This window comes from Aestuariibaculum sp. M13, from assembly GCF_024723255.1.
GTDB classification, from domain to species: Bacteria; Bacteroidota; Bacteroidia; order Flavobacteriales; family Flavobacteriaceae; genus Aestuariibaculum; species Aestuariibaculum lutulentum.
The window spans coordinates 110,307-136,835 of the sequence record NZ_JANIAC010000004.1; the positions used below are offsets into that span (position 1 = coordinate 110,307).

General features: G+C 35.9%; 24 protein-coding genes and 1 riboswitch. Of the genes, 20 read left to right on the forward strand and 4 right to left on the reverse strand.

Going from position 1 to position 26,529, the window contains the following annotated elements:
- Positions 1-3 precede the first annotated feature (3 nt).
- Complete coding sequence (locus NO995_RS14200; RefSeq protein ID WP_258228081.1) at positions 4-1,206, reverse strand: glycoside hydrolase family 88 protein; 1,203 nt, start codon at positions 1,204-1,206, stop codon at positions 4-6.
- Between the two features lie 151 nt (positions 1,207-1,357).
- On the opposite strand from NO995_RS14200, the gene NO995_RS14205 reads away from it, so the two are divergent.
- The 17 genes from NO995_RS14205 (at position 1,358) to NO995_RS14285 (ending at position 19,028) form a co-directional block, all read left to right on the forward strand.
- On the forward strand, positions 1,358-1,774 hold the full coding sequence (locus NO995_RS14205; protein ID WP_240573646.1) for an Rrf2 family transcriptional regulator: 417 nt from the start codon (positions 1,358-1,360) through the stop codon (positions 1,772-1,774).
- Between the two features lie 166 nt (positions 1,775-1,940).
- Complete coding sequence (locus NO995_RS14210) at positions 1,941-2,204, forward strand: DUF2061 domain-containing protein (protein WP_240573645.1); 264 nt, start codon at positions 1,941-1,943, stop codon at positions 2,202-2,204.
- Between the two features lie 8 nt (positions 2,205-2,212).
- Complete coding sequence (locus tag NO995_RS14215) at positions 2,213-2,833, forward strand: phosphoadenosine phosphosulfate reductase family protein (protein ID WP_258228082.1); 621 nt, start codon at positions 2,213-2,215, stop codon at positions 2,831-2,833.
- 21 nt (positions 2,834-2,854) lie between these two features.
- Complete coding sequence (gene cysD / locus NO995_RS14220) at positions 2,855-3,760, forward strand: sulfate adenylyltransferase subunit CysD (RefSeq protein ID WP_240573643.1); 906 nt, start codon at positions 2,855-2,857, stop codon at positions 3,758-3,760.
- Between the two features lie 91 nt (positions 3,761-3,851).
- Positions 3,852-5,099, forward strand: coding sequence for a sulfate adenylyltransferase subunit 1 (locus NO995_RS14225; protein ID WP_258228083.1), 1,248 nt, complete (start codon positions 3,852-3,854; stop codon positions 5,097-5,099).
- 67 nt (positions 5,100-5,166) lie between these two features.
- Positions 5,167-7,260 carry a HEPN domain-containing protein gene (locus NO995_RS14230; protein ID WP_240573641.1) on the forward strand — a complete coding sequence of 698 codons (2,094 nt, stop codon included), beginning with the start codon at positions 5,167-5,169 and terminating at the stop codon, positions 7,258-7,260.
- A gap of 20 nt (positions 7,261-7,280) precedes the next feature.
- Positions 7,281-8,045, forward strand: coding sequence for a uroporphyrinogen-III C-methyltransferase (gene cobA, locus NO995_RS14235; RefSeq protein ID WP_258228084.1), 765 nt, complete (start codon positions 7,281-7,283; stop codon positions 8,043-8,045).
- A 9-nt stretch (positions 8,046-8,054) separates the two neighbouring features.
- Positions 8,055-8,657: a bifunctional precorrin-2 dehydrogenase/sirohydrochlorin ferrochelatase gene (locus NO995_RS14240; RefSeq protein ID WP_258228085.1), complete on the forward strand. Its 603-nt coding sequence runs from the start codon at positions 8,055-8,057 to the stop codon at positions 8,655-8,657.
- A 70-nt stretch (positions 8,658-8,727) separates the two neighbouring features.
- Positions 8,728-9,780 (forward strand): NAD(P)/FAD-dependent oxidoreductase, encoded by a 1,053-nt coding sequence (locus tag NO995_RS14245; protein ID WP_240573638.1) that lies wholly within the window; start codon positions 8,728-8,730, stop codon positions 9,778-9,780.
- 159 nt (positions 9,781-9,939) lie between these two features.
- A complete protein-coding gene (gene epsC / locus NO995_RS14250; RefSeq protein WP_258228086.1) occupies positions 9,940-10,710 on the forward strand; it encodes a serine O-acetyltransferase EpsC in 771 nt (256 codons plus the stop codon).
- Positions 10,697-11,587, forward strand: a complete 891-nt coding sequence (cysM, locus tag NO995_RS14255) for a cysteine synthase CysM (RefSeq protein WP_258228087.1) — start codon at positions 10,697-10,699, stop codon at positions 11,585-11,587. Before epsC ends, cysM begins: the two co-directional genes overlap by 14 nt.
- 88 nt (positions 11,588-11,675) lie before the next feature.
- A riboswitch (SAM riboswitch) is annotated at positions 11,676-11,803 on the forward strand.
- A 47-nt stretch (positions 11,804-11,850) separates the two neighbouring features.
- A complete protein-coding gene (locus NO995_RS14260; RefSeq protein WP_258228088.1) occupies positions 11,851-12,858 on the forward strand; it encodes a homocysteine S-methyltransferase family protein in 1,008 nt (335 codons plus the stop codon).
- A gap of 3 nt (positions 12,859-12,861) precedes the next feature.
- Positions 12,862-15,534, forward strand: coding sequence for a methionine synthase (metH, locus tag NO995_RS14265; RefSeq protein ID WP_258228089.1), 2,673 nt, complete (start codon positions 12,862-12,864; stop codon positions 15,532-15,534).
- A gap of 13 nt (positions 15,535-15,547) precedes the next feature.
- On the forward strand, positions 15,548-15,796 hold the full coding sequence (locus NO995_RS14270; protein WP_258228090.1) for a hypothetical protein: 249 nt from the start codon (positions 15,548-15,550) through the stop codon (positions 15,794-15,796).
- Positions 15,797-16,096: 300 nt separating this feature from the next.
- Positions 16,097-17,053: a methylenetetrahydrofolate reductase [NAD(P)H] gene (gene metF, locus NO995_RS14275; protein ID WP_240573632.1), complete on the forward strand. Its 957-nt coding sequence runs from the start codon at positions 16,097-16,099 to the stop codon at positions 17,051-17,053.
- A gap of 127 nt (positions 17,054-17,180) precedes the next feature.
- A complete protein-coding gene (locus tag NO995_RS14280) occupies positions 17,181-18,278 on the forward strand; it encodes an acyloxyacyl hydrolase (protein ID WP_258228091.1) in 1,098 nt (365 codons plus the stop codon).
- Between the two features lie 3 nt (positions 18,279-18,281).
- Entirely contained in the window at positions 18,282-19,028 is a 747-nt protein-coding gene (locus tag NO995_RS14285; RefSeq protein ID WP_258228092.1) for a head GIN domain-containing protein, read from the forward strand.
- On the opposite strand, the gene NO995_RS14290 is transcribed toward NO995_RS14285, so the two are convergent.
- The 3 genes from NO995_RS14290 to gldA all read right to left on the reverse strand — a co-directional run bounded on the left by NO995_RS14290 (position 19,014) and on the right by gldA (position 23,360).
- Positions 19,014-20,201 carry an acetate/propionate family kinase gene (locus NO995_RS14290; protein WP_258228093.1) on the reverse strand — a complete coding sequence of 396 codons (1,188 nt, stop codon included), beginning with the start codon at positions 20,199-20,201 and terminating at the stop codon, positions 19,014-19,016. The two genes, NO995_RS14285 and NO995_RS14290, sit on opposite strands and share 15 nt — an antisense overlap.
- A gap of 4 nt (positions 20,202-20,205) precedes the next feature.
- Positions 20,206-22,296, reverse strand: coding sequence for a phosphate acetyltransferase (pta, locus tag NO995_RS14295; protein WP_258228094.1), 2,091 nt, complete (start codon positions 22,294-22,296; stop codon positions 20,206-20,208).
- Positions 22,297-22,466: 170 nt separating this feature from the next.
- Complete coding sequence (gene gldA, locus NO995_RS14300; protein WP_258228095.1) at positions 22,467-23,360, reverse strand: gliding motility-associated ABC transporter ATP-binding subunit GldA; 894 nt, start codon at positions 23,358-23,360, stop codon at positions 22,467-22,469.
- Positions 23,361-23,646: 286 nt separating this feature from the next.
- Here gldA and NO995_RS14305 point away from each other — a divergent pair, with 286 nt between their 5' ends.
- Genes NO995_RS14305 through NO995_RS14315 form a run of 3 tightly spaced genes read left to right on the forward strand, consistent with a single transcriptional unit; the run spans position 23,647 to position 26,471 of the window.
- The gene (locus NO995_RS14305) at positions 23,647-24,474 is read left to right on the forward strand and encodes a prephenate dehydratase (RefSeq protein WP_258228096.1); all 828 of its coding nucleotides are present in this window, start codon (positions 23,647-23,649) and stop codon (positions 24,472-24,474) included.
- On the forward strand, positions 24,471-25,616 hold the full coding sequence (locus tag NO995_RS14310; RefSeq protein WP_240573625.1) for a pyridoxal phosphate-dependent aminotransferase: 1,146 nt from the start codon (positions 24,471-24,473) through the stop codon (positions 25,614-25,616). Before NO995_RS14305 ends, NO995_RS14310 begins: the two co-directional genes overlap by 4 nt.
- A 3-nt stretch (positions 25,617-25,619) precedes the next feature.
- On the forward strand, positions 25,620-26,471 hold the full coding sequence (locus tag NO995_RS14315) for a prephenate dehydrogenase (protein ID WP_258228097.1): 852 nt from the start codon (positions 25,620-25,622) through the stop codon (positions 26,469-26,471).
- Positions 26,472-26,529 lie beyond the last annotated feature (58 nt).

The following is a 26,529-nucleotide window of genomic DNA, read 5'->3' on the forward strand; positions in this document are numbered from 1 at the left end:
GGTTTATTTTAAAGTTTTTTGTCTGTAAAGGGCTTCTAAGAAATAGTAATCGGCGTAATTTAATGGTACATCGATTTCAGAATTGTGAGGAAGACTTCCAACGGAATGTTTTAATAAAAACCCGTTATTTGTTGTTGGTTCAGCAAAATAATCAGGGCTGCTTAAAGAGTTGATAATGCTGTTTGCGAAATTTTTATAAGACTTGCTTTCTTTTTTATCTAAAAACGTACATAATTCGTATAAAGCTGAAGCTGTAATGGCTGCTGCCGAAGCATCACGAGGTGTGTCGTTGTTTAGAGGGACATTATAATCCCAGTACGGAATGTTGTCTTTTGGTAAATTCGGATGATTTTTAATGTAATCGGCAATATGTAACGCTTGTTCTAAATATTTCGGGTCTTTGGTTTCTCTGTAGCAAAGCGTAAAACCGTAAAGTCCCCAGGCCTGACCACGAGCCCACGATGAATCATCGGCATAACCCTGATGTGTTTTTTTAGCTAATATTTCTCCCGTTTCTGTATCGTAGTTCAATACATGGTAAGATGAATAATCTGTTCTGAAGTGATTTTTCATAGTGGTGTTAGCATGTGAAACAGCCACATTGTAATAAGTTGAGTCTCCTGAAATTTTGGTTGCATGGAATAGTAATTCAAGATTCATCATGTTATCGACAATTACAGGGCAATTCCATTGTTTGCTGGCATTCCAGGATTGAATAATGCCCGCTTTAGGGCGAAAACGTGTTACTAAAGACTTTGCGGTTTGAACAATAACGTCATCGTATGCTTTTGAAGGTGATTTTTTAAGGGCATTTCCATAGCTGCATTCCATCATAAAACCGATGTCATGATTTTCCTTCCAGTATTGTACACTATCTAATCTTTCTGTGTATTGTGTAGCAAGTGTTTCCCACTTCGAATCATTTGTTAAAAGATTTAAATACCATAATGAACCCGGATAGAAACCACTGGTCCAGTCGTAAATACCGGTCAATCCGGTTTCTCCATTTTTTCTAATGGATCTCGGCATCATACGTTTGGAATTTAGTTTATCGTAAATGCTGTTACTTAAAAAGGTGTATTGCTCAGTACTGGCTTTTACAATTTTATTGAAGGATTTAATGGGTTTAACATCGCTGTTACTATAGCTTTGAAGTATTAGAATAACAGAAAGCAGGGTTAAGGACTTTAAAATGTTTTTAATCATGTTTTAGTGATAGTTTGTTTTCAAAGTTCCTAAAAGTATAAAAATCTATTAAATTGGCTAAGTGTGTTCGATAACAATTATTTTTATATTTCGAATTTTTCAATTTTTAATGATGTTTATAAGATTTTAATTAATTAACTATATTTACACCATGTTATCTAAGAAAACGAAATACGGATTAAAGGCGCTTACTTTTATTGCAAGACAAGAAGGTGATGTGCCTGTGCAAGTTGGTGAAATTGCCAAAGGCGAGCAGATTCCGCAGAAATTCTTAGAAAGCATTTTACTTACTTTAAGAAAAGCGGGCGTTTTAGGATCTAAAAAAGGGAAACACGGCGGCTATTATTTGCGTCATGAACCTTCGCAAATTAATATGGCCGATGTGATGCGTGTCTTAGAAGGTCCCATTGCTATGGTACCTTGCGTGAGTTTAAATTTCTACGAAAAATGCGACGATTGTGTTAACGAAGCGCAATGTAGCGTGCATAAACTCATGATTCAGGTGCGAGATAGTAATCTTAACGTGTTTAAAAACACAACATTAGCTGACTTGTCTTTTTCAGAATAGCTAATAATTCTCAAAAAATCATATTCTTTTAAGAAATAATTTTCAGTTAAACTGATAAAATTTTCCATTATCCGAAAAAGTTGAATAACTTGCTTGGTCATGTAAAATATTGTTTTACATTTGTAATTCCTATTAATTCTATAGGAATAATGTAAATAGTAAGAAAATGATTGAGCAAGTATTAACAAATTCAAGTCAGAAAGAAAAAACGACCTATAAAACCGATGCAGCTTCAGAGAAGCCAATCAGGAGTGTGGTTAAGTCTTTAAGCTGGAGAACTATAGGAACTCTGGATACTATTTTAATCTCCTGGATTGTAACCGGAGAATTAACATTAGCCTTTTCTATAGGCTCTATAGAGTTAGTTACAAAAATGGTGCTTTACTTTTTTCACGAGCGCATTTGGAATTCCATTAAATGGGGAAAATAAATTGAGTTATGATTACAGAAGATACATTACAGGAACTAAATAAGATATATAAAGACGCGAAACCGTCTGAAATTATTAAAAAAGCTTTGGAGTTGAATGAAGAAGCCGTGGTAACCACAAATTTCAGACCTTATGAAGCAGCTATTTTACATGCTGTGAAACAGGAAGCGTCATCTATTCCGGTGGTATGGTGCGATACCGGATACAATACACCACAAACCTACAGACACGCCGAGCAAGTTATTAAAGATTTGGATTTAAATGTGTTTTTATATGTGCCAAAACAAACTGCTGCACATCGCGATGTAGTTATGGGAATTCCAGGTGTCGATGCACCGGAACACGCTTTATTTACAGAGCAAGTGAAGTTAGAGCCTTTCAGACGTGCAATGGAAGAGCATAAACCAAAAGTTTGGTTTACAAATTTACGTCAGGGACAAACAGCTTTTAGAGATAGTATTGGTATATTTAGTGTGAGTAAAGATGGGGTTTTAAAAGTAAGTCCGTTCTATTATTGGTCTGACGCCGATTTAGATACTTATTTGCAAGACCACAATTTGCCGAATGAGTTTAAATATTTCGATCCAACTAAAGCATTAGCAAACCGAGAGTGTGGTTTACATGCTTAAGAAAACAATTAAAAAATTACGATGAACAAAGACACATCACATATCAATTCATTAGAAAACGAAGCGATTTACATTATTAGAGAAGTAGCAGCACAATTTGAAAGACCTGTACTGTTATTTTCAGGAGGAAAAGATTCTATCACATTGGTAAGACTGGCTGTTAAAGCCTTTTATCCGGCAAAAGTACCTTTTCCTTTAATGCATATCGATACCGGACATAATTTTCCGGAAACTATTGAATTTAGAGATCGTTTGGTTGAAGAATTAGGACTTGAACTTATTGTTAGAAATGTTCAGGATTCTATTGATGAAGGAAAAGTAAAAGAAGAAACAGGGCGTTACGCTAGTAGAAACCAGTTGCAAACCACAACGCTTTTAGATGCTATTGAAGAATTTAAGTTCGATGCTTGTATTGGTGGTGCACGTCGCGATGAGGAAAAAGCAAGAGCTAAAGAACGTATTTTCTCTGTGCGAGACGATTTTGGTCAGTGGGATGAGAAAAACCAGCGTCCGGAATTATTTGATATGTTAAATGGTCAGATCGATTTAGGTCAGAACGTTCGTGTGTTCCCAATTTCTAACTGGACAGAGTTAGATGTTTGGTCTTATATAGAAGAAGAAAATATTGAAATTCCTTCCATCTATTTTGCACACAAACGTAAAGTGTTCTTAAGAGATGGTATGATTTGGTCTGCAGATGACGAAGTGGTTTACAGAGATGATCATGAAGAAGTAATTGAAGAATTAGTGCGTTTTAGAACAGTAGGAGATATGAGTTGTACGGCAGCCGTGTTATCGGATGCAACAACCATTACCAAAGTAGTTGAAGAAATTCGCGAAAGCACCATTTCAGAGCGTGGAGCGCGTATTGATGATAAGCGTTCAGAGGCTGCGATGGAAAAACGTAAGCAACAAGGGTATTTCTAAAAATTAACAATTACCCATAACTACAGAAACTTTTAAAACGAATTAAAAATTAAACTAATGGTTCAGACTATTAGTTACAGCATAAAAACTTATGGAAGTATTAAAAATAGCAACAGCAGGAAGTGTAGATGACGGAAAAAGTACGTTAATAGGTCGTATTCTTTACGATACGAAATCATTAACTACCGACAAGTTAGAGGCTATAGAAAAAACAAGTAAACAACGCGGTTATGATTATTTGGATTTCTCGTTGGCTACCGATGGTTTAGTGGCAGAAAGAGAACAAGGGATTACTATCGATGTGGCTCATATTTATTTTTCAACAAAAAAGAAAAGCTACATTATTGCCGATACACCTGGTCATGTGGAGTATACACGAAACATGGTAACGGGAGCATCAACGTCGCAGGCTTCTATCATTTTAATCGATGCAAGAAAAGGGGTTATCGAACAAACCAACCGTCACTTCTTTATCAATAATTTATTACGAATTAAAGATATTGTTGTTGCTATTAACAAAATGGATTTGGTAGATTATTCTGAAGAAGTTTATAACAAAATCAAAGCAGATTTTGAAGAGCTGATGAGTAAGCGTGATTATCAGGATCAAAAAATCACTTTTATTCCTGTAAGTGCTTTAAAAGGAGATAATGTTGTTCATAAGTCAGATAAGATGTCTTGGTATAAAGGGCAGGCTTTATTAGAGCATTTAGAGCAATTAAACAAAGCCGATATTTATAATGTAGGAACGCCTCGTTTCCCGGTTCAGTATGTTATTCGTCCTAAAACTGAAGAGTTTCACGATTTTAGAGGCTACGCCGGAAAAGTGTATGGTGGTAATTTAAGTGTTGGAGATGAGGTGATTGTATTGCCATCTAAAACCAGATCGAAAATTAAAGACATCTACTTTTATAATGAAAAGTATGAAACCGCTTCAAGACGATCTTCGGTTACCATCACTTTAGAAGATGATATTAACGTAAGTCGTGGCGATATGATTGTTAAAGAAAACGATATACCAACTATCGACAAACAGTTTACAGCAAATGTATGTTGGATGGATGCAGAGCATTTAACACCAGGAACAAAGTACGTCGTTCAGCATGGTGTTAATAAGGTGTTAGCAAAAGTAGATCGAATCAATCATAAGATACATCCTGATTACTCAGGGATAGAGAAAGATGTTACCGAGTTAAAAGTAAACGATATTGCTTCGGTAACGTTTAAATTAAATAAACCTATTTTTTACGATCAATTTAAAAATCACAGAACAAACGGTTCTTTCATTTTAATTGATACGCAATCCAACAATACGGTAGGAGCAGGGTTTATCCAGTAAAAATTAAATTTTAACCAATAAAACCAATGAAATCTTCCTCCGTTTTGGAGGCTAGACAGGCTGAATTATGCAAAGTTTTAGAACAGAAATAGAGAATCCAATTGTAGAAAAGGATATTATTGAATTAGCTCGAAAGATCGAGTTGTTTAATAATGGAAATATTGATGAAGAGAAATTCAGAAGTCTGCGTTTAGCTCGTGGTGTTTACGGTCAACGTCAGGAAGGCGTGCAAATGATTCGTATTAAATTACCTTACGGAAAAGTAAAGAGCAACCAGTTAAGAAGAATTTCTGATGTAAGTGATGAGTATTCTCGTGGACGTTTGCATATTACCACGCGTCAGGATATCCAGATTCACTATGTCGATTTAAATAGAACGCCGGAACTTTGGGCTGAACTTGAAAAAGACGATGTTACGTTAAGGGAAGCCTGTGGAAACACGGTACGAAACGTAACAGCCAGTGAAACCGCAGGTATCGATGTTAACGAACCATTCGATGTGTCGCCATATGCAGATGCCTTGTATAAGTTCTTTTTAAGAAATCCAATTTGTCAGGAAATGGGACGTAAGTTTAAAGTGTCGTTTTCATCAACCGATGCCGATACAGGATTAGCTTACATGCACGATTTAGGTTTTATTGCTAAAAGTGAAAATGGGGTTCGTGGATTTAAAGTGATGATTGGTGGTGGACTTGGGTCGCAGCCACGTCATGCCGATGTGCTTTATGATTTTCTTCCAAGCGATAAAATCATCCCGACTATGGAAGGTGTATTAAGGATTTTTGATCGTTACGGTGAGCGTAAAAGCCGCGCCAAAGCACGTATGAAATTCTTAATCAAGGATATTGGTTTAGAGGCTTTCAAAGCTTTAGTTGAAGAAGAGCAAAATGCGATTGAATTTAAAACGGTAGCTATTGATGCTGATGCTTACGAAGTTTCGGTGCCCGTTTCGGTTGAAGCACCACAGGTTGAGATTAAAGATCAAAAGGCTTTTGAAATCTGGAAATCAACAAACTTAATTCCTCAAAAGCAGGAAGGTTATGTGGCTATAGGAATAAAAGTGCTTTTAGGTGATTTTTATACCGATAAAGCCCGTTTATTAGCCGATTTGGTAGATAAATACGCCGCAGGAGAAATTCGTTTAACATTGCGTCAGAATATTGTGATTCCTTTTGTTAAGGAAGAATTAGTGCCGTTTTTCTATACGGAATTGGAAAAATTAGGTTTCGTAGAAGTAGGTTATAATAAAGCGGTTGATATTACAGCGTGTCCGGGAACTGATACCTGTAATTTAGGTATTGCAAGTAGTACAGGTATTGCAGATGAGTTAGAGCGCGTTATTAAAGCTGAATATCCACAATATTTAAACAACGACGATGTTGTAATTAAAATTAGTGGATGTATGAATGCCTGCGGACAGCACAACATGGCTAACATTGGTTTTCAAGGGATGTCAGTTCGTACACCAGATAAATTAGTAGCGCCGGCCTTGCAAGTCTTGTTAGGCGGTGGTAACTTAGGTGATGGTAACGGATTATTTGCCGACAAGGTAGTGAAAGTGCCAAGTCGTAGAGGACCTGAGGCATTACGTCGAATTTTAGATGATTTTGAAGCAAATTCCAACGGAAAATCGTTTATTGAGTATTATAAAGCCACAGGAGATCGTTATTTTTACGATTTATTAAACGATCTTCAGGATGTGACTAATTTAACACCAGAAGATTTTATCGACTGGGGTAACGAAGAAAAGTACGAAAAAGAGATTGGTGTTGGAGAGTGTGCAGGTGTTGTAATTGATCTAGTAGCAACCCTGTTCTTAGAAAGTGAAGAGAAAATTGAAAATGCGCAGGAATCCTTAAATAATAAAGTGTATTCAAGTGCTATTTACCACGCTTACAGTTCTTTGGTTAATTCGGCGAAAGCCATTTTGTTAGCTGAAAACAAAAAGACAAACACACATGCGGGCATCATTAGTGATTTTGATACTGAGTTTGTGGCAAGTGGTAAATTAGATTTGGGAGCTTCTTTCTCTGATATCATCTATCAAATTAATAAATTTGCTCCTACAGAGGAGTTTGCTGTAAGGTATATTGCAGAAGCAAATCAGTTTTTAGATAAAGTGAGAGCTTTTAGAGAAGCAGATAAGAGTGTAGTAGCCTAATGGCCATAAAAAGCAGAGCTATGAGTAAAATAACCCCGAAATTAACAGTTGTAGGCGCAGGGCCAGGCGATGTTGAGTTAATTACATTGAAAGCCATTAAAGCTATTGAGGCTGCTAATGTGATTCTTTATGATGCATTGATTAATGAAGAACTTTTAAAGTATGCTTCAGTAGATACCGAGTTGATTTTTGTGGGTAAACGTAAAGGGTGCTATGCTTTTCAGCAGAAACAAATCAATGAGTTAATTGTTGCTAAGGCCAAAGAAAAAGGTCATGTTGTACGATTAAAAGGTGGCGACCCTTTTATTTTTGGTCGTGGTGCAGAAGAAATAGATCATGCCAGAGGTTTTGGTTTGGAAACTTTTGTAGTTCCTGGAATTACATCGGCGATTGCTGTGCCGGCTTATCAAGGCATTCCATTAACAAAGCGTGGATCTTCCGAAAGTTTTTGGGTCATTACAGCGACTACTAAAAACCATAGTTTGTCAACCGATGTGCCTTTAGCAGCAAAATCAACAGCTACAGTTGTTATCCTTATGGGGATGCATAAATTGGCTGAAATTGTTGAAATTTTTAAGTCGGAAGGAAAGCAGGATACACCAATGGCTATCATCCAAAATGGTACGAGAGCAGATGAAAATGTTGGTATTGGAACCGTTAGTACGATTGAAGCTATAGTTGCTGAAAGGCAATTAGCCTCGCCTGCGATTATTGTTATTGGAGATGTGGTTGAAAAACGAGTAGAGTTATCAACGATGTGTGAAGAAATAAATAAAATGGTTTAGTCTTAAAGTATGGAAAGGAATAATTTATATCCTGTTTTTTTAAAGACAAGCCAGCTAAACGTACTCATAGTAGGAGGGGGAAATGTTGCTGAAGAAAAATTAGGATTTCTGTTAAAATCAAGTCCAGATGCTAATGTCACCATCGTGTCTCCAATGTTTAGAGAAGGGACGTTGGCATTAGCCGAAAAAGGCCATGTGAAATTAATAGAATCGAAGTATAAAAAGCGTTTTTTAAAAGGACATCATATTGTTATTGCGACCACCGATGTGCCTAAAGTTAATGTTAAAGTGCATAAACATTGCCGCAAACGTAGTATTTTAATAAACGTTGCCGATAATCCACCGTATTGTGATTTTTATATGGGAGGTATTGTTACAAAAGGAAACGTGAAAGTGGCGATTTCAACAAACGGAAAATCGCCAACAACAGCCAAACGATTACGTCAGTTTTTTGAGGATGTGATTCCTGAAAATGTTGACGATTTGGTGAAGAATTTAAACGAATATAGAAAAACTATAAAAGGTGATTTCGAACAAAAGGTGGAAACACTAAACGAATTTACCAAAGGATTGATTGAAACATCCGCAATTAAGTCGAATCAAGAAGAATAAAATGTAATTAATGTTTCATGTGATGATAAAAAAGTTGAAGGAAGTCGCATGATAAAAAAGAATCGTAAAAATGATTAAGACAGATATACTAATAATAGGGGCAGGACCAACAGGGTTATTTACAGTTTTCGAAGCAGGATTGTTAAAACTTAAATGTCATTTAATTGACGCGTTGCCACAACCTGGCGGACAGTGTTCAGAAATTTATCCTAAAAAGCCAATTTATGATATTCCTGGATTTCCGGAAGTATTAGCTGGCGATTTAACAAAAAACTTGTTAGAGCAAGGAAAACAATTCGAGCCGGGATTCACTTTAGGTGAGCGAGCTGAAACCATTGAAAAACAAGAAGACGGATCGTTCATTGTAACAACCAATAAAGGAACAAAGCATCAGGCACCTGTAGTGGCTATCGCTGGAGGTTTAGGGTCTTTCGAGCCAAGAAAGCCTGCAATTGACGGTATTGAGAATTACGAAGATAAAGGCGTAGAATACTTCATTAAAGATCCTGAAGTTTATAGAAATAAAAAAGTGGTTATTTCTGGTGGAGGAGATTCTGCTTTAGACTGGAGTATTTTTCTTGCCGACGTGGCTTCAGAAGTTACCTTAATTCACAGAAGAAATGAGTTTAGAGGCGCTTTAGATTCAGTTGAAAAGGTAAGTGAATTAAAACTTTTAGGGAAAATCAATTTAATTACTCCAGCTGAGGTTACCGGATTAAATGGCGATGGTAAAATAGAATCGGTTACTGTAAATAAAGACGGTGAAGAATTCAAGATTGAAACCGATCATTTTATTCCGCTATTCGGATTATCACCAAAATTAGGTCCTATTGGAGATTGGGGGTTAGAAATTGAGAAAAATGCGATTAAAGTAGATAACTCAAGAAACTACCAAACCAATATAGATGGAATCTTTGCTATTGGTGACGTTAATACCTATCCAGAGAAATTAAAATTAATTCTTTGTGGTTTCCACGAAGCGACATTAATGTGTCAGGCGGCATACCGCATCATCAACCCAGGTAAAAAATATGTGTTGAAATATACAACAGTAAGTGGAATTGATGGTTTCGACGGAACTCGTAAAGAAGCACCAAAAGCAGTTGTACAGTCTATTCAATAAGATAGTGTATCTTTATAAGGTGTAAACTTTAAGTAGGAATACCGACCATAACTGTATACTTTAATTTTTTAAGATGCAATTCATATAGTTAAGACATTCAAAATGAAAAGAATCGATTAATTATATGAATTGCATCTTAGCGTTAAAATCTGTAAACTAATGAAACTGAGCAAAGAGTTAAACGATAAGTTGGTTAATAAAAAATATAATGTCCGTCTCAAGGATGTTGTAGAAAGCTTTACTAAGAACCTGTTTTATTATTTGTTCGACGCTCATGATGACGAATTAGAGTGTCTCAGAAAAACATTTTTAGACATTTCCTGCAACTTTCAGATTGATAATGGTGAAGCCGTTTGGAATGAATTTCAGGCTAAATTCCCTATCATAAAAGAAAAGCTTGAATTGGATGCTATAGCTGTGGTTAATTTCGACCCGGCAACAAAAAGTTTGGAGGAAGTATATCTGGCTTGTCCTGGTTTTTACGCGATTTCTATTTATCGTTTAAGTCACGAATTGTATGTACAGCAAGTACCTATAATTCCGAGAATGATGAGTGAATATGTGCATGGTATTACCGGTATCGATATTCACCCTGGAGCGACTATTGGGGAATCCTTTTTCTTAGATCATGGAACAGGAATCGTTATTGGAGAAACTTCAATTATCAAAAATAATGTGAAGATTTTTCAGGGAGTTACCTTGGGAGGAATTCAGGTAAAAAAGAGTATGCAGTCAACTAAGCGTCACCCAACCATCGAAGACAATGTTACTATTTATGCTAATGCAACGATCCTTGGAGGTGATATTTCAATAGGTGCAAACAGTACCATTGGGGCAAACGTTTGGATTACGCAATCCGTTCCGGAAAATTCATTAGTAACCTATCAAACCGAAATAAAAATCAGACCCAAAAAGAATGGCATCCGTTAAAGGTATTTTAAATCATATAGGAAACACACCACTTATCGATGCGAGTCACTTGGTGGGAAAAGACAATTTAAAGTTATATCTAAAGCTTGAGGGCGATAACCCTGGAGGAAGTGTGAAAGATCGTGCTGCCTTTAATATGATTAATGAAGCTTTAAAGCGAGGTGATATAAAACCTGGTGGAACTTTAGTTGAAGCAACAAGCGGAAATACCGGTATTGCTTTAGCGCTTATAGCAAGTTTGTTCGGGGTTAATATGGTATTAATCATGCCTGAAAATTCCACTGAAGAACGGGTGAAAACCATGCGTGCTTATGGCGCAGAAGTGATTTTAACACCTGCCGATGTTGGTATTGAAGGTTCTCGCGATTTAGCCTTTAAACTCCGTGATGAAAAAGGCTATGTATTATTAAATCAGTTCGAAAATAACGATAACTGGAAAGCACATTACAAAACTACAGGTCCTGAAATTTGGAAAGATACTGATGGTGAAGTCACGCATTTTGTATCGGCTATGGGAACAACAGGAACCATTATGGGCGTGTCTACGTTTTTAAAGGAACAAAATAAAGATGTTACTATTGTAGGTGCTCAACCCGAAGATGGTGCTAAAATTCCGGGAATTAGAAAATGGCCGGAAGAATATGTGCCCAAGTTTTTCGACCGCTCAAAAGTAGATGTTGTAGTCGATGTGAGTGAAGAAAACGCAAAAAATACAACCAAACGACTGGCTAAAGAAGCCGGTGTTTTTGCTGGGATGAGTAGTGGCGGAGCGGTGTATTGTGCCTTAGAAATCGCAAAAACTATCGATAAAGGCGTTATTGTAGCTATTATTTGCGATCGTGGGGATCGATATTTGTCATCTTCTCTGTTCGAATAATCAGGATATTTTATTTTTCTTCATTTCATGAGGATAAAAAAAATATATATAGTATTTTTGCACCCCTAGTTCATAAACTTAATAATTAATGTTATCAAGAAAGGTAGAGGGAATAGACCCGTTGAAGCCTTGGCAACCCTTTATCTTTTAAAGAAGGTGCTACGTTCTACTGCTTTGTCCTGAATTTATTTAAGGAACTAATCAGAAAGATAACGGAAAGTCTTTTTACTTTTCTTGATGACATACAGATATAAATTATCAAAATGTCAAACATACACAAAGCCTTAGAGGAGCGTATTTTAGTGTTAGATGGAGCCATGGGAACCATGTTGCAACGCTATAAATTTACCGAAGAAGATTTTCGAGGTGAGCGTTTTAAAGATTATCCAACACCATTACAGGGGAATAACGACTTATTGTCAATTACCCAGCCGCAGGCTATAAAAGAAGTTCATGCCAAATATTTTGAAGCCGGAGCCGATATCGTGGAAACCAATACGTTTTCTGGGACTACCATCGCTATGGCCGATTATCATATGGAAGACTTGGTGTATGAGTTAAACTATCAATCAGCAAAAATAGCAAAGGAAGTTGCTGATGATTTTACCGCTAAGGAACCACATAAACCGCGATTTGTAGCAGGTTCTATCGGACCAACAAACCGTACGGCAAGTATGTCTCCAGATGTTAACGATCCTGGATATCGTGCAGTGACTTTTGATGAGTTACGTATTGCTTATAAACAACAAGTTGAAGCCCTATTAGATGGTGGTGCCGATTTATTATTGGTAGAAACCGTATTCGATACGCTGAATGCTAAAGCAGCATTATTTGCTATTGAAGAGGTGAAAGATGAGCGTAATATTGATGTTCCGGTTATGTTAAGCGGAACGATTACCGATGCTTCGGGAAGAACCTTATCTGGACAAACAGCTGAAGCTTTTTTAATTTCAGTATCACATATTCCGTTATTATCTATTGGATTTAACTGTGCTTTAGGAGCGAATTTATTACAGCCGCATTTAGAGGCGATTGCAAATAAAACTGATTTTGCCATTTCAGCCCACCCAAATGCCGGTTTACCAAATGCCTTTGGAGAATACGATGAATCTCCTGAAGAAATGGGTGAGCAAATTGAAGAGTATTTAAAGAAAAATTTAATAAATATAATTGGTGGATGCTGTGGAACAACACCGGAGCATATTAAAGTTATTGCAGATTTAGCTGCAAAATACAAACCAAGAAAAGCAGTTGAAACAGCGACACTTTAATCAATGAAAGTAAAGCAAACAAAATACATGAAATTGTCTGGTTTAGAGCCTTTGGTTTTAAATGAGAACAGTAATTTCATAAATGTAGGAGAGCGAACAAATGTAGCAGGATCACGAAAGTTTTTACGTTTAATTAAAGACGAACAATTCGATGAAGCCTTAGATATAGCACGTCATCAGGTAGATGGTGGTGCACAGATTATTGATATAAATATGGACGACGGACTTATAGACGGAAAAGAGTCTATGGTACGTTTTCTTAATTTAATTGCTGCCGAACCAGATATTTCTCGAGTACCTATCATGATTGATAGCTCGAAATGGGAAATTATTGAAGCTGGTTTACAGGTGGTACAGGGGAAATGTGTGGTAAATTCCATTTCCTTAAAAGAAGGTGAAGAGAAATTCATCTGGGAAGCAAAACAAATTAAACGTTACGGTGCTGCGGTTATCGTTATGGCGTTTGATGAAGTTGGGCAGGCCGATAATTATGAAAGAAGAATAGAGATTGCAGAACGTTCTTATCGTATTCTTGTTGATAAAGTAGGTTTTCCTTCAGAAGATATCATTTTCGACTTAAATATATTTCCGGTTGCTACCGGAATGGACGAACACCGAAAAAATGCTATCGATTTTATTGAAGCTACACGCTGGGTTCGTCAAAATCTGGAGAATGTAAGTGTAAGTGGAGGTGTGAGTAATGTGTCGTTTTCGTTTAGGGGAAATGATACTGTTCGTGAAGCTATGCACTCGGTGTTTTTATACCATGCCATTCAGGCCGGAATGAATATGGGTATTGTAAACCCGACCATGTTGGAGGTTTACGACGATATTCCGAAGGATTTATTAGAGCATGTTGAAGACGTTGTTTTAGATCGTCGTGATGATGCTACCGAGCGTTTACTTGAGTTTGCCGAAACTGTAAAAGGGACAAAAGCCGAAAAAACAGTCGATTTATCTTGGCGTGAAAATCCTGTTCAGGATCGTATTACTCATGCTTTGGTAAAAGGAATTGACGCTTTTATTATTGAAGATGTTGAAGCAGCCAGATTAGAATCTGAAAAGCCAATTGATGTGATTGAAGGTCATTTAATGATTGGTATGAATGTGGTTGGTGATTTGTTTGGCGCTGGTAAAATGTTCTTGCCTCAGGTGGTAAAATCAGCTCGTGTGATGAAGAAAGCCGTAGCCTATTTAAATCCGTTTATTGAAGCTGAAAAGTCTGAAGAATCAGAGCCTGTTGGAAAAGTATTAATGGCAACTGTAAAAGGAGATGTTCACGATATTGGTAAAAATATTGTAAGTGTGGTGTTGGCATGTAACAACTACGAGATTATCGATTTAGGGGTTATGGTTCCACCAGAAAAAATTATTGAAACAGCCATTAAAGAGCGTGTTGATGCTATTGGACTTTCGGGATTAATTACACCATCGCTTGATGAAATGGTGTATTTAGCAAAGGAAATGCAGCGCGAGAATTTTAGTGTGCCGTTGTTAATTGGTGGAGCAACCACTTCAAAAGCACATACAGCTGTAAAAATTGATCCGCAGTACGAAAATGCCGTGGTTCATGTTAACGATGCATCGCGTGCAGTTACCGTTGTAGGTGATTTGTTAAACAAGAAAACATCAAATGAATACGTTGCTAAACTTAAAAAAGACTACGATGAATTCCGTGAGAAGTTTTTAAAACGCGGAAAAGAGAAATCGTTTATTTCTATTGAAGAAGCACGTAAACGTAAATATAAAATTGATTGGGAACAGACTGAAATTATAAAACCTAAGGAATTAGGTGTTCAGATGTTGAAGCAATTAAGCTTGAAAGAATTAGTGCCTTACATCGATTGGAGTCCGTTTTTTAGAAGCTGGGATTTACATGGTAAATTCCCGGATATTTTAACGGATAAGGTTGTTGGTGAGCAGGCTTCTATTATGTATAAAGAGGCTCAGGAGATGATTGAAGAAATCATTGCGAAGCAACTTTTAAAACCAAAAGCGGTTTTCGGATTGTTTGAAGCGAATAGCATCAATGATGATGATATTTCGGTTCAGAAGAAAGGAAAAGAAGTAGCCGTGTTCAGAACGTTGCGTCAGCAATTAAGCAAGCGTGAAGGGATTCCTAATCATGCGTTGGCCGATTTTATTGCGCCTAAAGAGAGTGGTAAAACCGATTATATCGGTGCGTTTTGTGTGGGGATTTTTGGTGCTCAGGAATTAGCTGATGATTATCGTGCAAAAGGCGATGATTACAACGGTATTATGGCTCAGGCTATCGCCGATCGTTTTGCTGAAGCTTTTGCCGAATATTTACACAAGCAAATTAGAACGAAGCACTGGGGGTATGCTGATGATGAAGATTTAACAAACGACGATTTAATTAAAGAAAGTTACAAAGGTATTCGTCCGGCACCGGGCTATCCGGCGTGTCCAGACCATTTAGAAAAAGAAACCATTTGGGAACTTTTAGATGTTGAAAACATTATTGGTGTTAAATTAACAGAGAGTTTAGCGATGTGGCCAGCAGCTGCGGTTTCTGGGTATTATTTTGCAAACCCTGAAGCGAAGTACTTTGGTTTAGGTAAAATTACCGACGATCAGGTAACCGATTATGCAAATCGTAAAGGCATAGATAAATCGAAAGCCGATAAATGGTTACATCCAAATATCGCTGACTAATAGTTAAAGAATTATGACAGTCGATTTTATAGAATTATCGTTAGGAAGCCACATGATTTCTCATGGTTATGATGCTGAAAACAATGAAGTTTTAGAGCATGTGGTTGTTGAAGGTTTTTCTAAAAAAGTGGTTGCTATTTCAAGAATAAAATCGGTTAGTGAAAAGTATATTTTAACCGATTATACCAACGGGCGATGGATTTACTGGGAGTATGAAGAAGATTACGACTACGTAAAGAAGTTGTTGGTAAGCTTGCGTTAGCGATTGCCGTGGTATCCTTTTTAGAGGAACGATAAAAAGATAAAGCAGAAAGCGCGACCGAGGCCCTGAACTAAATTCAGGGTATTGGTAACGCCAAAAATATAAGTGGAAGAGTTAACAATTTGTTTCTTTTTCCGTAACAAATAAAAACGATGTAAATAAGACATTTGCAGCAAAATTGAAACCATGAAAAAGATACAAAGCGAGGCATTAGTGTTTTTCTTTCAGCTTTTTGTTTTAGGGTTTGCTGCGTTAACGGTGGCTTATTTTATCTAAGATAAAAACTGATAGAAATTCAGCATGAAAGTAACAGATCACATTAAAAAAGCGAACGGAAAGACTTTATTTTCTTTTGAAGTGATCCCGCCGCAAAAGGGTAAAAATATTCAGGATTTATATAATAATATCGATCCGTTAATGGAATTTAATCCGCCGTTTATTGATGTCACAACTTCGCGAGAAGAGTATGTGTATGTCGATAAAGGTAACGGACTTTTAGATAAACGTATTACTCGAATGCGTCCTGGAACGGTGGGGATTTGTGCTTCTATTATGCATAAGTACAACGTAGATGCTATTCCGCATTTATTATGTGGTGGATTTACCAAAGAAGAAACTGAATATGTTCTTGTTGATTGTCACTATTTAGGTATTGATAATGTAGTGGCTTTACGTGGCGATTCAAGAAAAGACGAGCCCTATTTTGTGCCAACTAAAGGTGGACATGCTTATGCTACTGGTTTAGTTCAGCAGATTTCAAATTTAAATAACGGAAAGTATTTACATGACGAAATCGAAGTGGAACACAACTACGATTTTTGTGTTGGTGTAGCGGGTTACCCTGAAAAACACATGGAAGCGCCATCGCTTAACACCGATTTAAAACGCTTAAAAGAAAAGGTTGATGCTGGTGCTGATTATGTGGTAACTCAAATGTTTTTCGATAATAAAAAGTATTTTGACTTTGTTGAAAAAGCACGCGAAATTGGAATTACTGTGCCTATTATTCCAGGAATTAAGCCTATTGCTGTTAAACGTCATTTACAAATTTTACCACAGGTATTTAAAATCGATTTACCAGAGGACTTAATTGATGCTGTTGAAGCATGTAAAGATAATAACGCGGTTAGACAGGTAGGAATCGAGTTTGCCATTCAGCAGTCTAAAGAGTTGAAAGAAGCTGGCGTACCATTTTTACATTACTATTCGATGGGTAAAAGCGATAATATAAAAGCGATTGCATCGGAATTGTTTTAATAATTCTGTTACTTTTGCTTACTCACATGGTGAGTAAAAAATAAATCGAGGGTATTTGTGCTGTATCATCTTGTATAAAATAGGAGAAACAGCACAGAACCAAAGATTTGAAAAGTAACAAGTTTTAATGAAATCGTTTTTAACCTACACCTTTTTATTGTGTTCTTTAGTTGTGTTCGGGCAGCAAAAAACACATTCTTCTTATATTGATTTAAGTTACTTTAGAGGGAATATCGCTCTGCATAATAATGATATTCTCCACTTAATAGAAGGACATCCTGAAGGTTATATTTTAAGCTGGAATAAAAAAACTTACGGTTATAACGATTGGGAACAGCGTTATAATTACCCTGATTATGGAGTAACCTATGTTTATCAAAATTTAAAAAGTGATGCTTTAGGTACAGTAGCTTCAGCTTATGCGCATTACAATTTTTATTTTTTAAATAGAAATTTAATGTTTCGTGTTGCTCAGGGAATCGCTTACACCGATCGTCCTTACGATAAGGTCGATAATTACCGAAATATAGCTTTCGGATCACACATACTAAGTAGTACGTTTGCGATGCTTAACTATAAAAAGGAACGCGTTTTCGGGCGTTTTGGTGTGCAGGCGGGTTTGTCTTTAATTCATTATTCGAATGCGAATGTTAAAGCACCGAATTTGAGTACTAATTCCATGACTTTAAATGTTGGTGTTACTTATAATATTGATGAAGAAGAGCCCGAATATTCAACTACTCTTCAAGGTGTCAAAGAAAAATTCACAGAGCCTATAAAATATAATCTTGCATTTAGAACCGGAATCAATGAAAGTGATGTGGTTGGTTCTGGGCAGTTTCCGTTTTATGTTGCTTCGGCTTACGCCGATAAGCGCATTAATGTGAAAAGTGCACTTCAGTTGGGTGTTGATGCATTTTTCTCAAAGTTTTTAGAGGAATTGATTTATTACCAAAGTGTCTCTTATCCTGAAGAGAATGTTTCGGGAGACGAAGATTATAAACGTGTAGGGATTTTTGCAGGTCACGAATTATTTGTTAACCGTATATCGTTAGTCACCCAATTTGGTTATTATGTTTATTATCCGTTCGATTTTGAAGGGCGCACCTATTTGCGTATTGGTTTAAAACGTTATTTTGGAAACAAATTTTTTGGAGCCATGACCTTAAAATCACACGGGGCTAAAGCAGAGGCTGTTGAATTTGGAATTGGGGTAAGATTATAGATTATGAAGAATTTAATTTACATTTTAAGCTTAGTTTTCTTTTTCGCTTGCGACAGTGAAAATGCTGGCGATTGTTTTCAAAAAACAGGGGCTATTATTCAGCAGGAATTTACGGTTGAAGCATTTACAAAAATATTGGTAAATCGCGACATCGAGTTAATTGTAAAACAAGGAGCAGAGCAAAAGGTAGTTGTTGAAACCGGTGAAAATTTAATAAATGATGTTGAAGCAGTTGTAGATAATGGACAACTTATTTTAACTGATAATAACACCTGTAACTATGTTCGAGATTATGGGGTTACAAAGGTTTTAGTAACATCTCCAAATATTACTGAAATTAGAAGTTCAACGCAATATGATATTAGTTCCGATGGTGTGTTGACTTATCCGAGTTTAACACTGTTATCTGAAAGTTTTAATGCGCCCGATAGCTTTACCAGTGCTAATTTTAAACTTCAAGTTAATAATAATACATTACGTGCAGTATTTAACAATGCGTCGAATTGTTATTTTTCAGGACAAACAAATAATCTGAATGTTACGTTTGCTTCTGGAACTTCGCGTTTTGAAGGGGAGAATCTTATTGCTCAGAATGTAACGATTTGGAATCGTAGTTCTAATGATATGATTGTGAATCCGCAGCAATCTATAAAAGGAAAAATATCTGGTGTTGGAGACGTTATTGCCGTAACCAAACCAGATATTATTGATGTTGTTGAAGAATATAAAGGCCGATTAATTTTCAAATAATTCAACCGCCTGCTTAGCAATTTCTAATTCTTCATTAGTAGGAATCACTAAAATTTTTGTTTTAGAATCCTCTGTATTTATTTCTCTAGTGTCTTTAGATCTGACACTATTTTTGGTTTTATCTAAATCCAGACCAAAGAAATCCATATCCTGACAAACCAATTGACGAATAGTTTGTGAGTTCTCACCGATTCCGGCAGTAAATACAATAGCATCTAATCCATTTAAAACAGCTGCATAAGCACCTATATATTTTTTAATACGGTAAGCATTCATCTCTAAAGCTAACTGGCAATCTTTATTGCCTTTTTCAGCCATGGTTTCAATATCTCTTAAATCACTGTAACCAGTTAACCCAAGCATACCACTTTGCTTGTTTAAAAGAGTGTTAATTTGCTTTAAATCGTAGCCTAATTTATCTTTTAAATGGAAAATTACTGATGCATCAATATCTCCCGATCTTGTTCCCATAATTAACCCTGAGATAGGAGAGAAACCAAGGGAGTGGTCTATGCTTTCGCCATTCTTGATAGCCGTCATACTACACCCGTTTCCTAAGTGAATAGTAATGATTTTAGATTCTTTTTTACCCAAATATTCAATGGCTTTTTCCGAAACGTATTTATGACTGGTGCCATGGAAACCGTATAAGCGAATGCGATGTTCTGTTAACAATTCGTTTGGAATAGCAAATTTATAGGCCTTTTCCGGAATGGTTTGATGAAACGCCGTATCGAAAACAGCTACCTGTTTAGCATTAGGAAAAATATCTTCAGCAACTTCGATGCCTTCTAAATTGGCAGGGTTATGAAGCGGTGCTAAAGCAATCAGGTCTTTAATTTTATCTTTAACCACTTTAGTGATTTCGGTTGTGTCACTAAACGATTTGCCTCCGTGTACCACACGATGTCCAACTATGGCAATGTCGTCTGGAGATTTAATAACGCCAACCTCTTTACTTAATAAATGTTGAGATACAAGTTTTAAAGCACTTCGATGATTTAAGATTGAAGTTTCAATTTCAATCGCTTTTTTCTTATTGTCATATTTAAAAATGGCATCATTAAAACCAATACGTTCAACAACTCCTGAACAGATAATGGTTTCTTCCGGCATGGAAAATAATTGAAATTTAAGGGATGAACTTCCCGAGTTTAAAACTAATACTTGCATGTTATTATTCTTCTTGAGCTTGAATTGCGGTTATTATAACTGTACTGTATATATCTTCTACTGTACAGCCTCTACTTAAATCGTTTACAGGTTTGTTAAGTCCTTGTAACATTGGGCCAATAGCAAGAGCACCAGTCTCTCGTTGAACGGCTTTATAGGTGTTGTTTCCGGTGTTTAAATCTGGGAATATTAATACGCTTGCTTGTCCGGCAACTTCAGATTCTGGTAATTTGCTTTTACCAATTTTCATGTCTACGGCAGCATCATATTGAATTGGACCTTCAATTTTTAATTGTGGATCTTTTTGTTTTACAATTTCGGCAGCTTCACGTACTTTATCTACATCGGCACCTTTTCCTGAAGCACCAGATGAGTACGATAACATAGCTACTTTAGGTTCGATACCAAAGTTTTTAGCACTTTCGGCCGATTGGATTGCTATTTCGGCAAGTTCTGCCGCATTTGGGTTCGGGTTAATGGCGCAATCACCAAATACAGAAACACGATCTTCTAAACACATAAAGAAAATAGAAGAAACAATATTTACCCCAGGTTTTGTTTTAATAAATTGTAGGGCAGGACGTAAGGTGTGTTGTGTGGTATGTACCGCACCAGAAACCATACCGTCGGCATGTCCTTTATAAATCATCATGGTTCCAAAGTAAGATACATCTGTCATAGCATCGCGAGCCATTTCAAGATTTACATTTTTATGTTTTCTTAATTCGTAGAAGGTATTAACATAATCGTCGTAATATGGTGACGTTGTTGGAGATACTATGTTAACATCTTCAATATTTAATGGAATGTCTAATTTTTCAACACGTTCTTTAATTTTGTCTTTGTCACCAATTAAGGTGATGTCGACAACTTGCGCAGCAATTAATTTTGCGGTTGCACGTAATACACGTTCGTCGTAACCTTCGGGAAGAACGATGTGTTTTTTGTTTTTTAAAGCGCGTTGTAATAAGTTGTACTGAAACATTCTTGGCGTGAATATTTCAGATTCGAAAGTGATTAATTTATCAGCTAAATGATCTGTATTGGTATATTTTTCAAAAACCGAAATTGCTGAATTAATTTTTTCAGTGTTTTCAGCGTAGATTTTAGATTTTGTTTTGCCAATGCGGTTTGTAGCATAATAGGTGCCTTCTTTCAAGCTGATAATTGGCACAATACTCGAAAGTCCTTCGATTAATTGTAAAATAGGATCTTCAGGAATTAAACCACCTGTTAAAACAATACCCGAAATTTTTGGGTAATTTTTAGAAATGTTCGCTTGTAAAGCTCCTAAAATAATATCGGCGCGATCTCCAGGAGTAATTACCAGAGCGTTATCTTTTAAATGTGTTAAATAGTTACGCAATTGCATAGCTCCCACACTGTAATTTTCAATCAGGTTGTTTAAATGGTCTTTTCCAAAAAGCACCGTTCCATCAAGAAGTTTTACTATTTCTTTTACGGTTGGGCTTGCTAAACTTGCTATTTTAGGAATTACTGTTATATCGGTATTTTGTGGTATACGCGATTGCAGTAATTCTTTTAAAGGTTCTACATCAATAGGGTTTACTTTGTTGGCAATAATAGAAAGTACATCGACTTCTTGTTTAAAAGTGTCGTGAGCTAATTGTACATTATCTATAATTTCCTTTACACTTTTGTTATCCCCTTGAGAAACTATAATTACTGGTAAACTCAGGTTTTTAGAGATTAGCATGTTAAGGTCTAACTCTAAAGTTGAATTTTCACTTGAAAAGTCGGTACCTTCAACTAATATATAATCGAAACGTTCTTCTAAATATTTGTATTTGGTAATAATTTGATCGATAACATCTCCAGACTTACCTTGGTTATATAGATCTAAAACCTCATTACGAGTAAAGGCATAGGCATTTTTATAATTGATGTCAATCTCGAAATGAGAAAGTACGGTATGGATATGGATATCTGTTTCATCAGATTTTGGATTATCAATAATAGGACGGAAGTATCCTACTTTTGCGGTTTTACCTAAAAGCATACGCATTAAGCCTAAAACCACTACAGATTTTCCACTATTAGGTTCTATGGTTGCAACATAAATTCCTTTACTCATGGTATATGTATTTTGTTTATAAAATCGAGTTGTAGCTTGTCATTATTGAAAGCTTATGCAAAATTAAAACCAATAATATTAACACAAATGACATTTGTCATGCTTTTAAGTAATGTGTTAATAAACATTAGTAATTTATGATTTTTTAACTAAAAATCAAATTCTAAGGTTTACTTTGTAAGGTCTATAAATAAATTTTCCAGGCTGCTATTTTTTTGATTGAGTTGTAAAATCTTTAATTGGTTGTCGTGAGCAAAGTCAAAAACATGAGAGCGCATATCCTGGGATGTGGCAAATGTAATTTCGTAAACAAAATCGTGGGTGTTAACAACCTGTTCAACTTTTGGAAGTTTTAGTAGAAAAGCATCTTCAACACGATAATCGAACTCGACTATCACCACTTGTTGTTTTTCGTCGCGAAGATCTTTCAATTTTTTATTGGCAACAATTTCACCTTTATTAATAATAATGACCCGGTCGCACATAGCTTCAACTTCCTGCATAATATGAGTAGAAAGGAAAATAGTTTTTGTTTTACCAATAGTTTTAATCAGGTTTCTAATATCAATTAACTGGTTTGGGTCAAGTCCTGTAGTAGGTTCATCTAAAATTAAAACATCCGGATCATGTAAAAGAGCATTAGCCAGACCAACGCGCTGACGATATCCTTTAGATAGTTGTCCGATTTTTTTATGCGCTTCAGGTGTTAAACCTGTAAGTTCTATAACTTCATGAATACGTTGCTTACCTACTTTATATATATTGGCATTAAAAGCTAAATACTCTTTAATATATAAGTCTAAGTATAGTGGGTTGTGTTCTGGTAAATAACCAACACTTTGTTGTACCTCTTGTTTGTTAAGGTTTACGTCAAATCCGTTTACTTTGGCTAGTCCTTCGGTAGGGTTTAAGTAAGTCGTTAATATTTTCATCATGGTCGATTTACCCGCACCATTAGGCCCCAGGAAACCAACTACTTCTGGTTTTTCTATTTTAAACGATATGTTGTTTAACGCTTTTTGGTTGCCGTAAAGCTTTGTAATACCCGAAACCTCTATAGACATATTAAGAAAATATTTGTTCAAAAATAATGATTATCTAACATAAAGTGAGATTTCCTGTAAATTCTTTAAAACTTTTATTTATATCTCAAAAAAAGGTTTTTTAGTATTTTGATATTTTAAAATATTATTTACATTAGCAATGTAATTATGAGAACAACAGGATATTATACATACATTAACTTTTGGTTTTATTTCTTTTTTAGTAAAAGGAACGAGGCATAGTATGTATAATTTATAAAATAAATTTAGATATAAGTCTCGGTGAAAATCGGGACTTTTTTTATACATGATAAATACAGTTGCAATACAAGGTGTGCTTGGTTCTTTTCATCATATTGTGTCACAACAATTTTTTGAAAAACCAGTTGAAGTGATTGAATGTTTAACATTCGATCAGGTAGTAGATTCTCTAATTACAAGAGAATGCGATGCCGCAATTATGGCTTTAGAAAATTCTATAGCCGGTTCTATTATCCCAAACTATGCGTTAATAGACAAGTTTGGGTTACACATCGTAGGAGAACATTATTTAGATATTCAGCACAATTTACTGGCTTTGCCGGGGCAGAATATCAAGGAAATTAAAGAAGTGTATTCGCACCCTATGGCCTTATTGCAGTGTAAGGAGTTTTTTAAACTTCACCCACATATTAAACTGGTTGAAGATAAAGATACTGCTGAGGTTGCGCAACGTATTCAAAAGCACCAGTTAAAAGGTGTTGCAGCTATTGCTAGCGTTATGGCGGCTGAATTGTTTGAGTTAGATATCTTGGCGAAAAGTATTCAAACCATTCAACATAATGAAACACGTTTCGTAATTGTAAAACGAAATAATTCGGAAGTTGATGAAGCTAACATTAGTAAAGCTTCGGTAAAGTTTGAAGCCGATCATAAACGCGGAAGTCTGGCAGCAATATTAAATGTAATGAGCGATTGTAAGTTGAATTTAACAAAAATTCAATCCTTGCCAATTGTTGAAACACCATGGAAATATGCTTTCTTCGTAGATGTTACATTTGACACTTATGAAGATTTTAAAAAGGCAAAGTCTCTGATGGATATTATGGCACATAATTTTAAAGTGCTTGGGGAATATAAAAAAGGAAAAGTATGATTGAAGTAGCTAACAGACTGCAAACGGTAGAAGAATACTACTTCTCAAAAAAATTAAGAGAAGTTAGCGCACTTATTGCAAGTGGAAAACCAATAATTAATTTAGGTATTGGAAGTCCGGATTTACAACCACCGCAAAAGGTAATTGAAGCATTGGTTGAAGGATTTTCAAGTCCTGTTGCACACAAGTATCAGAGTTATCAGGGATTACCTGAATTAAGAGAAGCTATTTGTGGTTTTTATAAAAATCATTTTTCAGTAAGCTTAAGTCCGTTAACCGAAGTATTACCGTTAATGGGAAGTAAGGAGGGCATCATGCATATCTCTATGGCTTATTTAAATGAAGGAGATGCGGCGTTAATTCCAAACCCAGGATACCCAACGTACCAGTCGGTAACCAAATTAGTAGGTGCAGAACCTGTTTTTTATGAGTTGGATGCAGCCAATAACTGGCAACCTGATTTTGAAGCTTTAGAGAAGCAAGATTTAAGTAAAGTAAAAATTATGTGGGTTAATTATCCACATATGCCAACGGGAGCCGTGCCAAGTGCTTCGGTTTATAAAGATTTGGTAGCTTTCGGTAAAAAACACAATATTTTAATTGTTAACGATAATCCGTATACCTTCATCTTAAACGACGATCCAAAAAGTATTTTAAGTGTTGAAGGAGCTAAAGAGGTTTGCCTGGAGTTAAACTCTTTAAGTAAAACGTTTAATATGGCAGGTTGGCGTGTAGGAATGGTTGTTGGTGATGGTAAACACATCAGTAATGTACTTAAGGTTAAGAGTAACATGGATTCAGGTATGTTTTACGGCATTCAAAAAGGAGCTATTGAGGCTTTAAACTGTTCAAATATGTGGTTTAGTACACTTAATAGTGTGTATAAAAAACGACGCGATTTGGTTTGGCAATTAGCCGATGCATTAAAATGTACTTACGATAAAAATGCGGTGGGATTATTTGTTTGGGCGAAATTACCTGAAGGTATAGAGGCAGAGCCATTTATTGATAAAGTGTTAAAAGAAAATCATTTGTTTATTACTCCGGGAACCATTTTCGGAACAAAAGGAGAAGGATACATCAGGTTTTCTTTATGTGGATCGACAGAAGATTTAGAAGAAGCCATTGCAAGATTTAAATAAAAGATGAACAATATATTCGTAATAGGTGTAGGTTTAATTGGAGGTAGTCTGGCTATCGATATTAAAAAGAATAATCCAAATGCGGTTATTCACGGTATTGGTAGAAATGATAATACCTTAGATGAAGCCTTAGCACTTAAACTCATAGATAAAAAAGCGACTTTAGAGGATTTAAATCAAGCCGATTTGGTTATCGTATCTATACCTGTAGATGCGACGGTAAAAATATTGCCAACGGTACTTGATAACATTTCAGACACAGGTCTTGTAGTTGATGTAGGCTCGACGAAATTAGATATCTGTAAAGTTGTTGAAAACCATCCAAAGCGACGCAATTTTTTAGCGATGCATCCTATTGCAGGAACCGAGTATTCGGGGCCAAGCGCAGCTATTGAAGGACTTTTTGTTGGTAAAACAAATATTGTTTGTGAAGTTGAAAAAACAACGTTCAAACTTCAGGAGAAAGCTTTAAAGTTATTTACTGATATCGGGATGCGTATTCGTTATATGAATCCTGAAGCCCACGATAAGCACATTGCTTACGTGTCGCATTTGTCACACATTAGTTCATTCATGTTAGGAAAAACGGTTATTGAAAAGGAAAAAAATGAACGCGATATTTTCGATATGGCAGGCAGTGGATTCGCTTCAACGGTGCGTCTGGCAAAAAGTTCACCAGAAATGTGGACACCTATTTTTAAGCAAAATAAAGACAATGTTATTGAAACATTAGAAGAATACATAAATAATCTCACGCATTTTAAAGACCTGATGAAAGGTGACGATTTCGAGGCTATTTTTAATGAAATGAAACAAACCAATCATATAAAAGAAATACTTAACGGTATTAATTAACTAAGACGAATTAAGAATAATATTAGTAAAGTAAATTGAACCCATGTGAGCCATCACA

What these genes read in the sequence shown, in the direction of transcription:
- cysD (WP_240573643.1), top strand. Translation starts at nt 2,855, where the DNA reads ATGAACAAAGACACATCACATATCAATTCATTAGAAAACGAAGCGATT.
- NO995_RS14210 (WP_240573645.1), top strand. Translation starts at nt 1,941, where the DNA reads ATGATTGAGCAAGTATTAACAAATTCAAGTCAGAAAGAAAAAACGACC.
- NO995_RS14305 (WP_258228096.1), top strand. Translation starts at nt 23,647, where the DNA reads ATGATAAATACAGTTGCAATACAAGGTGTGCTTGGTTCTTTTCATCAT.
- metH (WP_258228089.1), top strand. Translation starts at nt 12,862, where the DNA reads ATGAAAGTAAAGCAAACAAAATACATGAAATTGTCTGGTTTAGAGCCT.
- cobA (WP_258228084.1), top strand. Translation starts at nt 7,281, where the DNA reads ATGAGTAAAATAACCCCGAAATTAACAGTTGTAGGCGCAGGGCCAGGC.
- NO995_RS14205 (WP_240573646.1), top strand. Translation starts at nt 1,358, where the DNA reads ATGTTATCTAAGAAAACGAAATACGGATTAAAGGCGCTTACTTTTATT.
- epsC (WP_258228086.1), top strand. Translation starts at nt 9,940, where the DNA reads ATGAAACTGAGCAAAGAGTTAAACGATAAGTTGGTTAATAAAAAATAT.
- NO995_RS14260 (WP_258228088.1), top strand. Translation starts at nt 11,851, where the DNA reads ATGTCAAACATACACAAAGCCTTAGAGGAGCGTATTTTAGTGTTAGAT.
- NO995_RS14270 (WP_258228090.1), top strand. Translation starts at nt 15,548, where the DNA reads ATGACAGTCGATTTTATAGAATTATCGTTAGGAAGCCACATGATTTCT.
- cysM (WP_258228087.1), top strand. Translation starts at nt 10,697, where the DNA reads ATGGCATCCGTTAAAGGTATTTTAAATCATATAGGAAACACACCACTT.
- NO995_RS14290 (WP_258228093.1), bottom strand. Translation starts at nt 20,201, where the DNA reads ATGCAAGTATTAGTTTTAAACTCGGGAAGTTCATCCCTTAAATTTCAA.
- NO995_RS14315 (WP_258228097.1), top strand. Translation starts at nt 25,620, where the DNA reads ATGAACAATATATTCGTAATAGGTGTAGGTTTAATTGGAGGTAGTCTG.
- NO995_RS14280 (WP_258228091.1), top strand. Translation starts at nt 17,181, where the DNA reads ATGAAATCGTTTTTAACCTACACCTTTTTATTGTGTTCTTTAGTTGTG.
- NO995_RS14200 (WP_258228081.1), bottom strand. Translation starts at nt 1,206, where the DNA reads ATGATTAAAAACATTTTAAAGTCCTTAACCCTGCTTTCTGTTATTCTA.
- NO995_RS14310 (WP_240573625.1), top strand. Translation starts at nt 24,471, where the DNA reads ATGATTGAAGTAGCTAACAGACTGCAAACGGTAGAAGAATACTACTTC.
- NO995_RS14240 (WP_258228085.1), top strand. Translation starts at nt 8,055, where the DNA reads ATGGAAAGGAATAATTTATATCCTGTTTTTTTAAAGACAAGCCAGCTA.
- gldA (WP_258228095.1), bottom strand. Translation starts at nt 23,360, where the DNA reads ATGTCTATAGAGGTTTCGGGTATTACAAAGCTTTACGGCAACCAAAAA.
- NO995_RS14245 (WP_240573638.1), top strand. Translation starts at nt 8,728, where the DNA reads ATGATTAAGACAGATATACTAATAATAGGGGCAGGACCAACAGGGTTA.
- NO995_RS14215 (WP_258228082.1), top strand. Translation starts at nt 2,213, where the DNA reads ATGATTACAGAAGATACATTACAGGAACTAAATAAGATATATAAAGAC.
- NO995_RS14285 (WP_258228092.1), top strand. Translation starts at nt 18,282, where the DNA reads ATGAAGAATTTAATTTACATTTTAAGCTTAGTTTTCTTTTTCGCTTGC.
- NO995_RS14230 (WP_240573641.1), top strand. Translation starts at nt 5,167, where the DNA reads ATGCAAAGTTTTAGAACAGAAATAGAGAATCCAATTGTAGAAAAGGAT.
- metF (WP_240573632.1), top strand. Translation starts at nt 16,097, where the DNA reads ATGAAAGTAACAGATCACATTAAAAAAGCGAACGGAAAGACTTTATTT.
- pta (WP_258228094.1), bottom strand. Translation starts at nt 22,296, where the DNA reads ATGAGTAAAGGAATTTATGTTGCAACCATAGAACCTAATAGTGGAAAA.
- NO995_RS14225 (WP_258228083.1), top strand. Translation starts at nt 3,852, where the DNA reads ATGGAAGTATTAAAAATAGCAACAGCAGGAAGTGTAGATGACGGAAAA.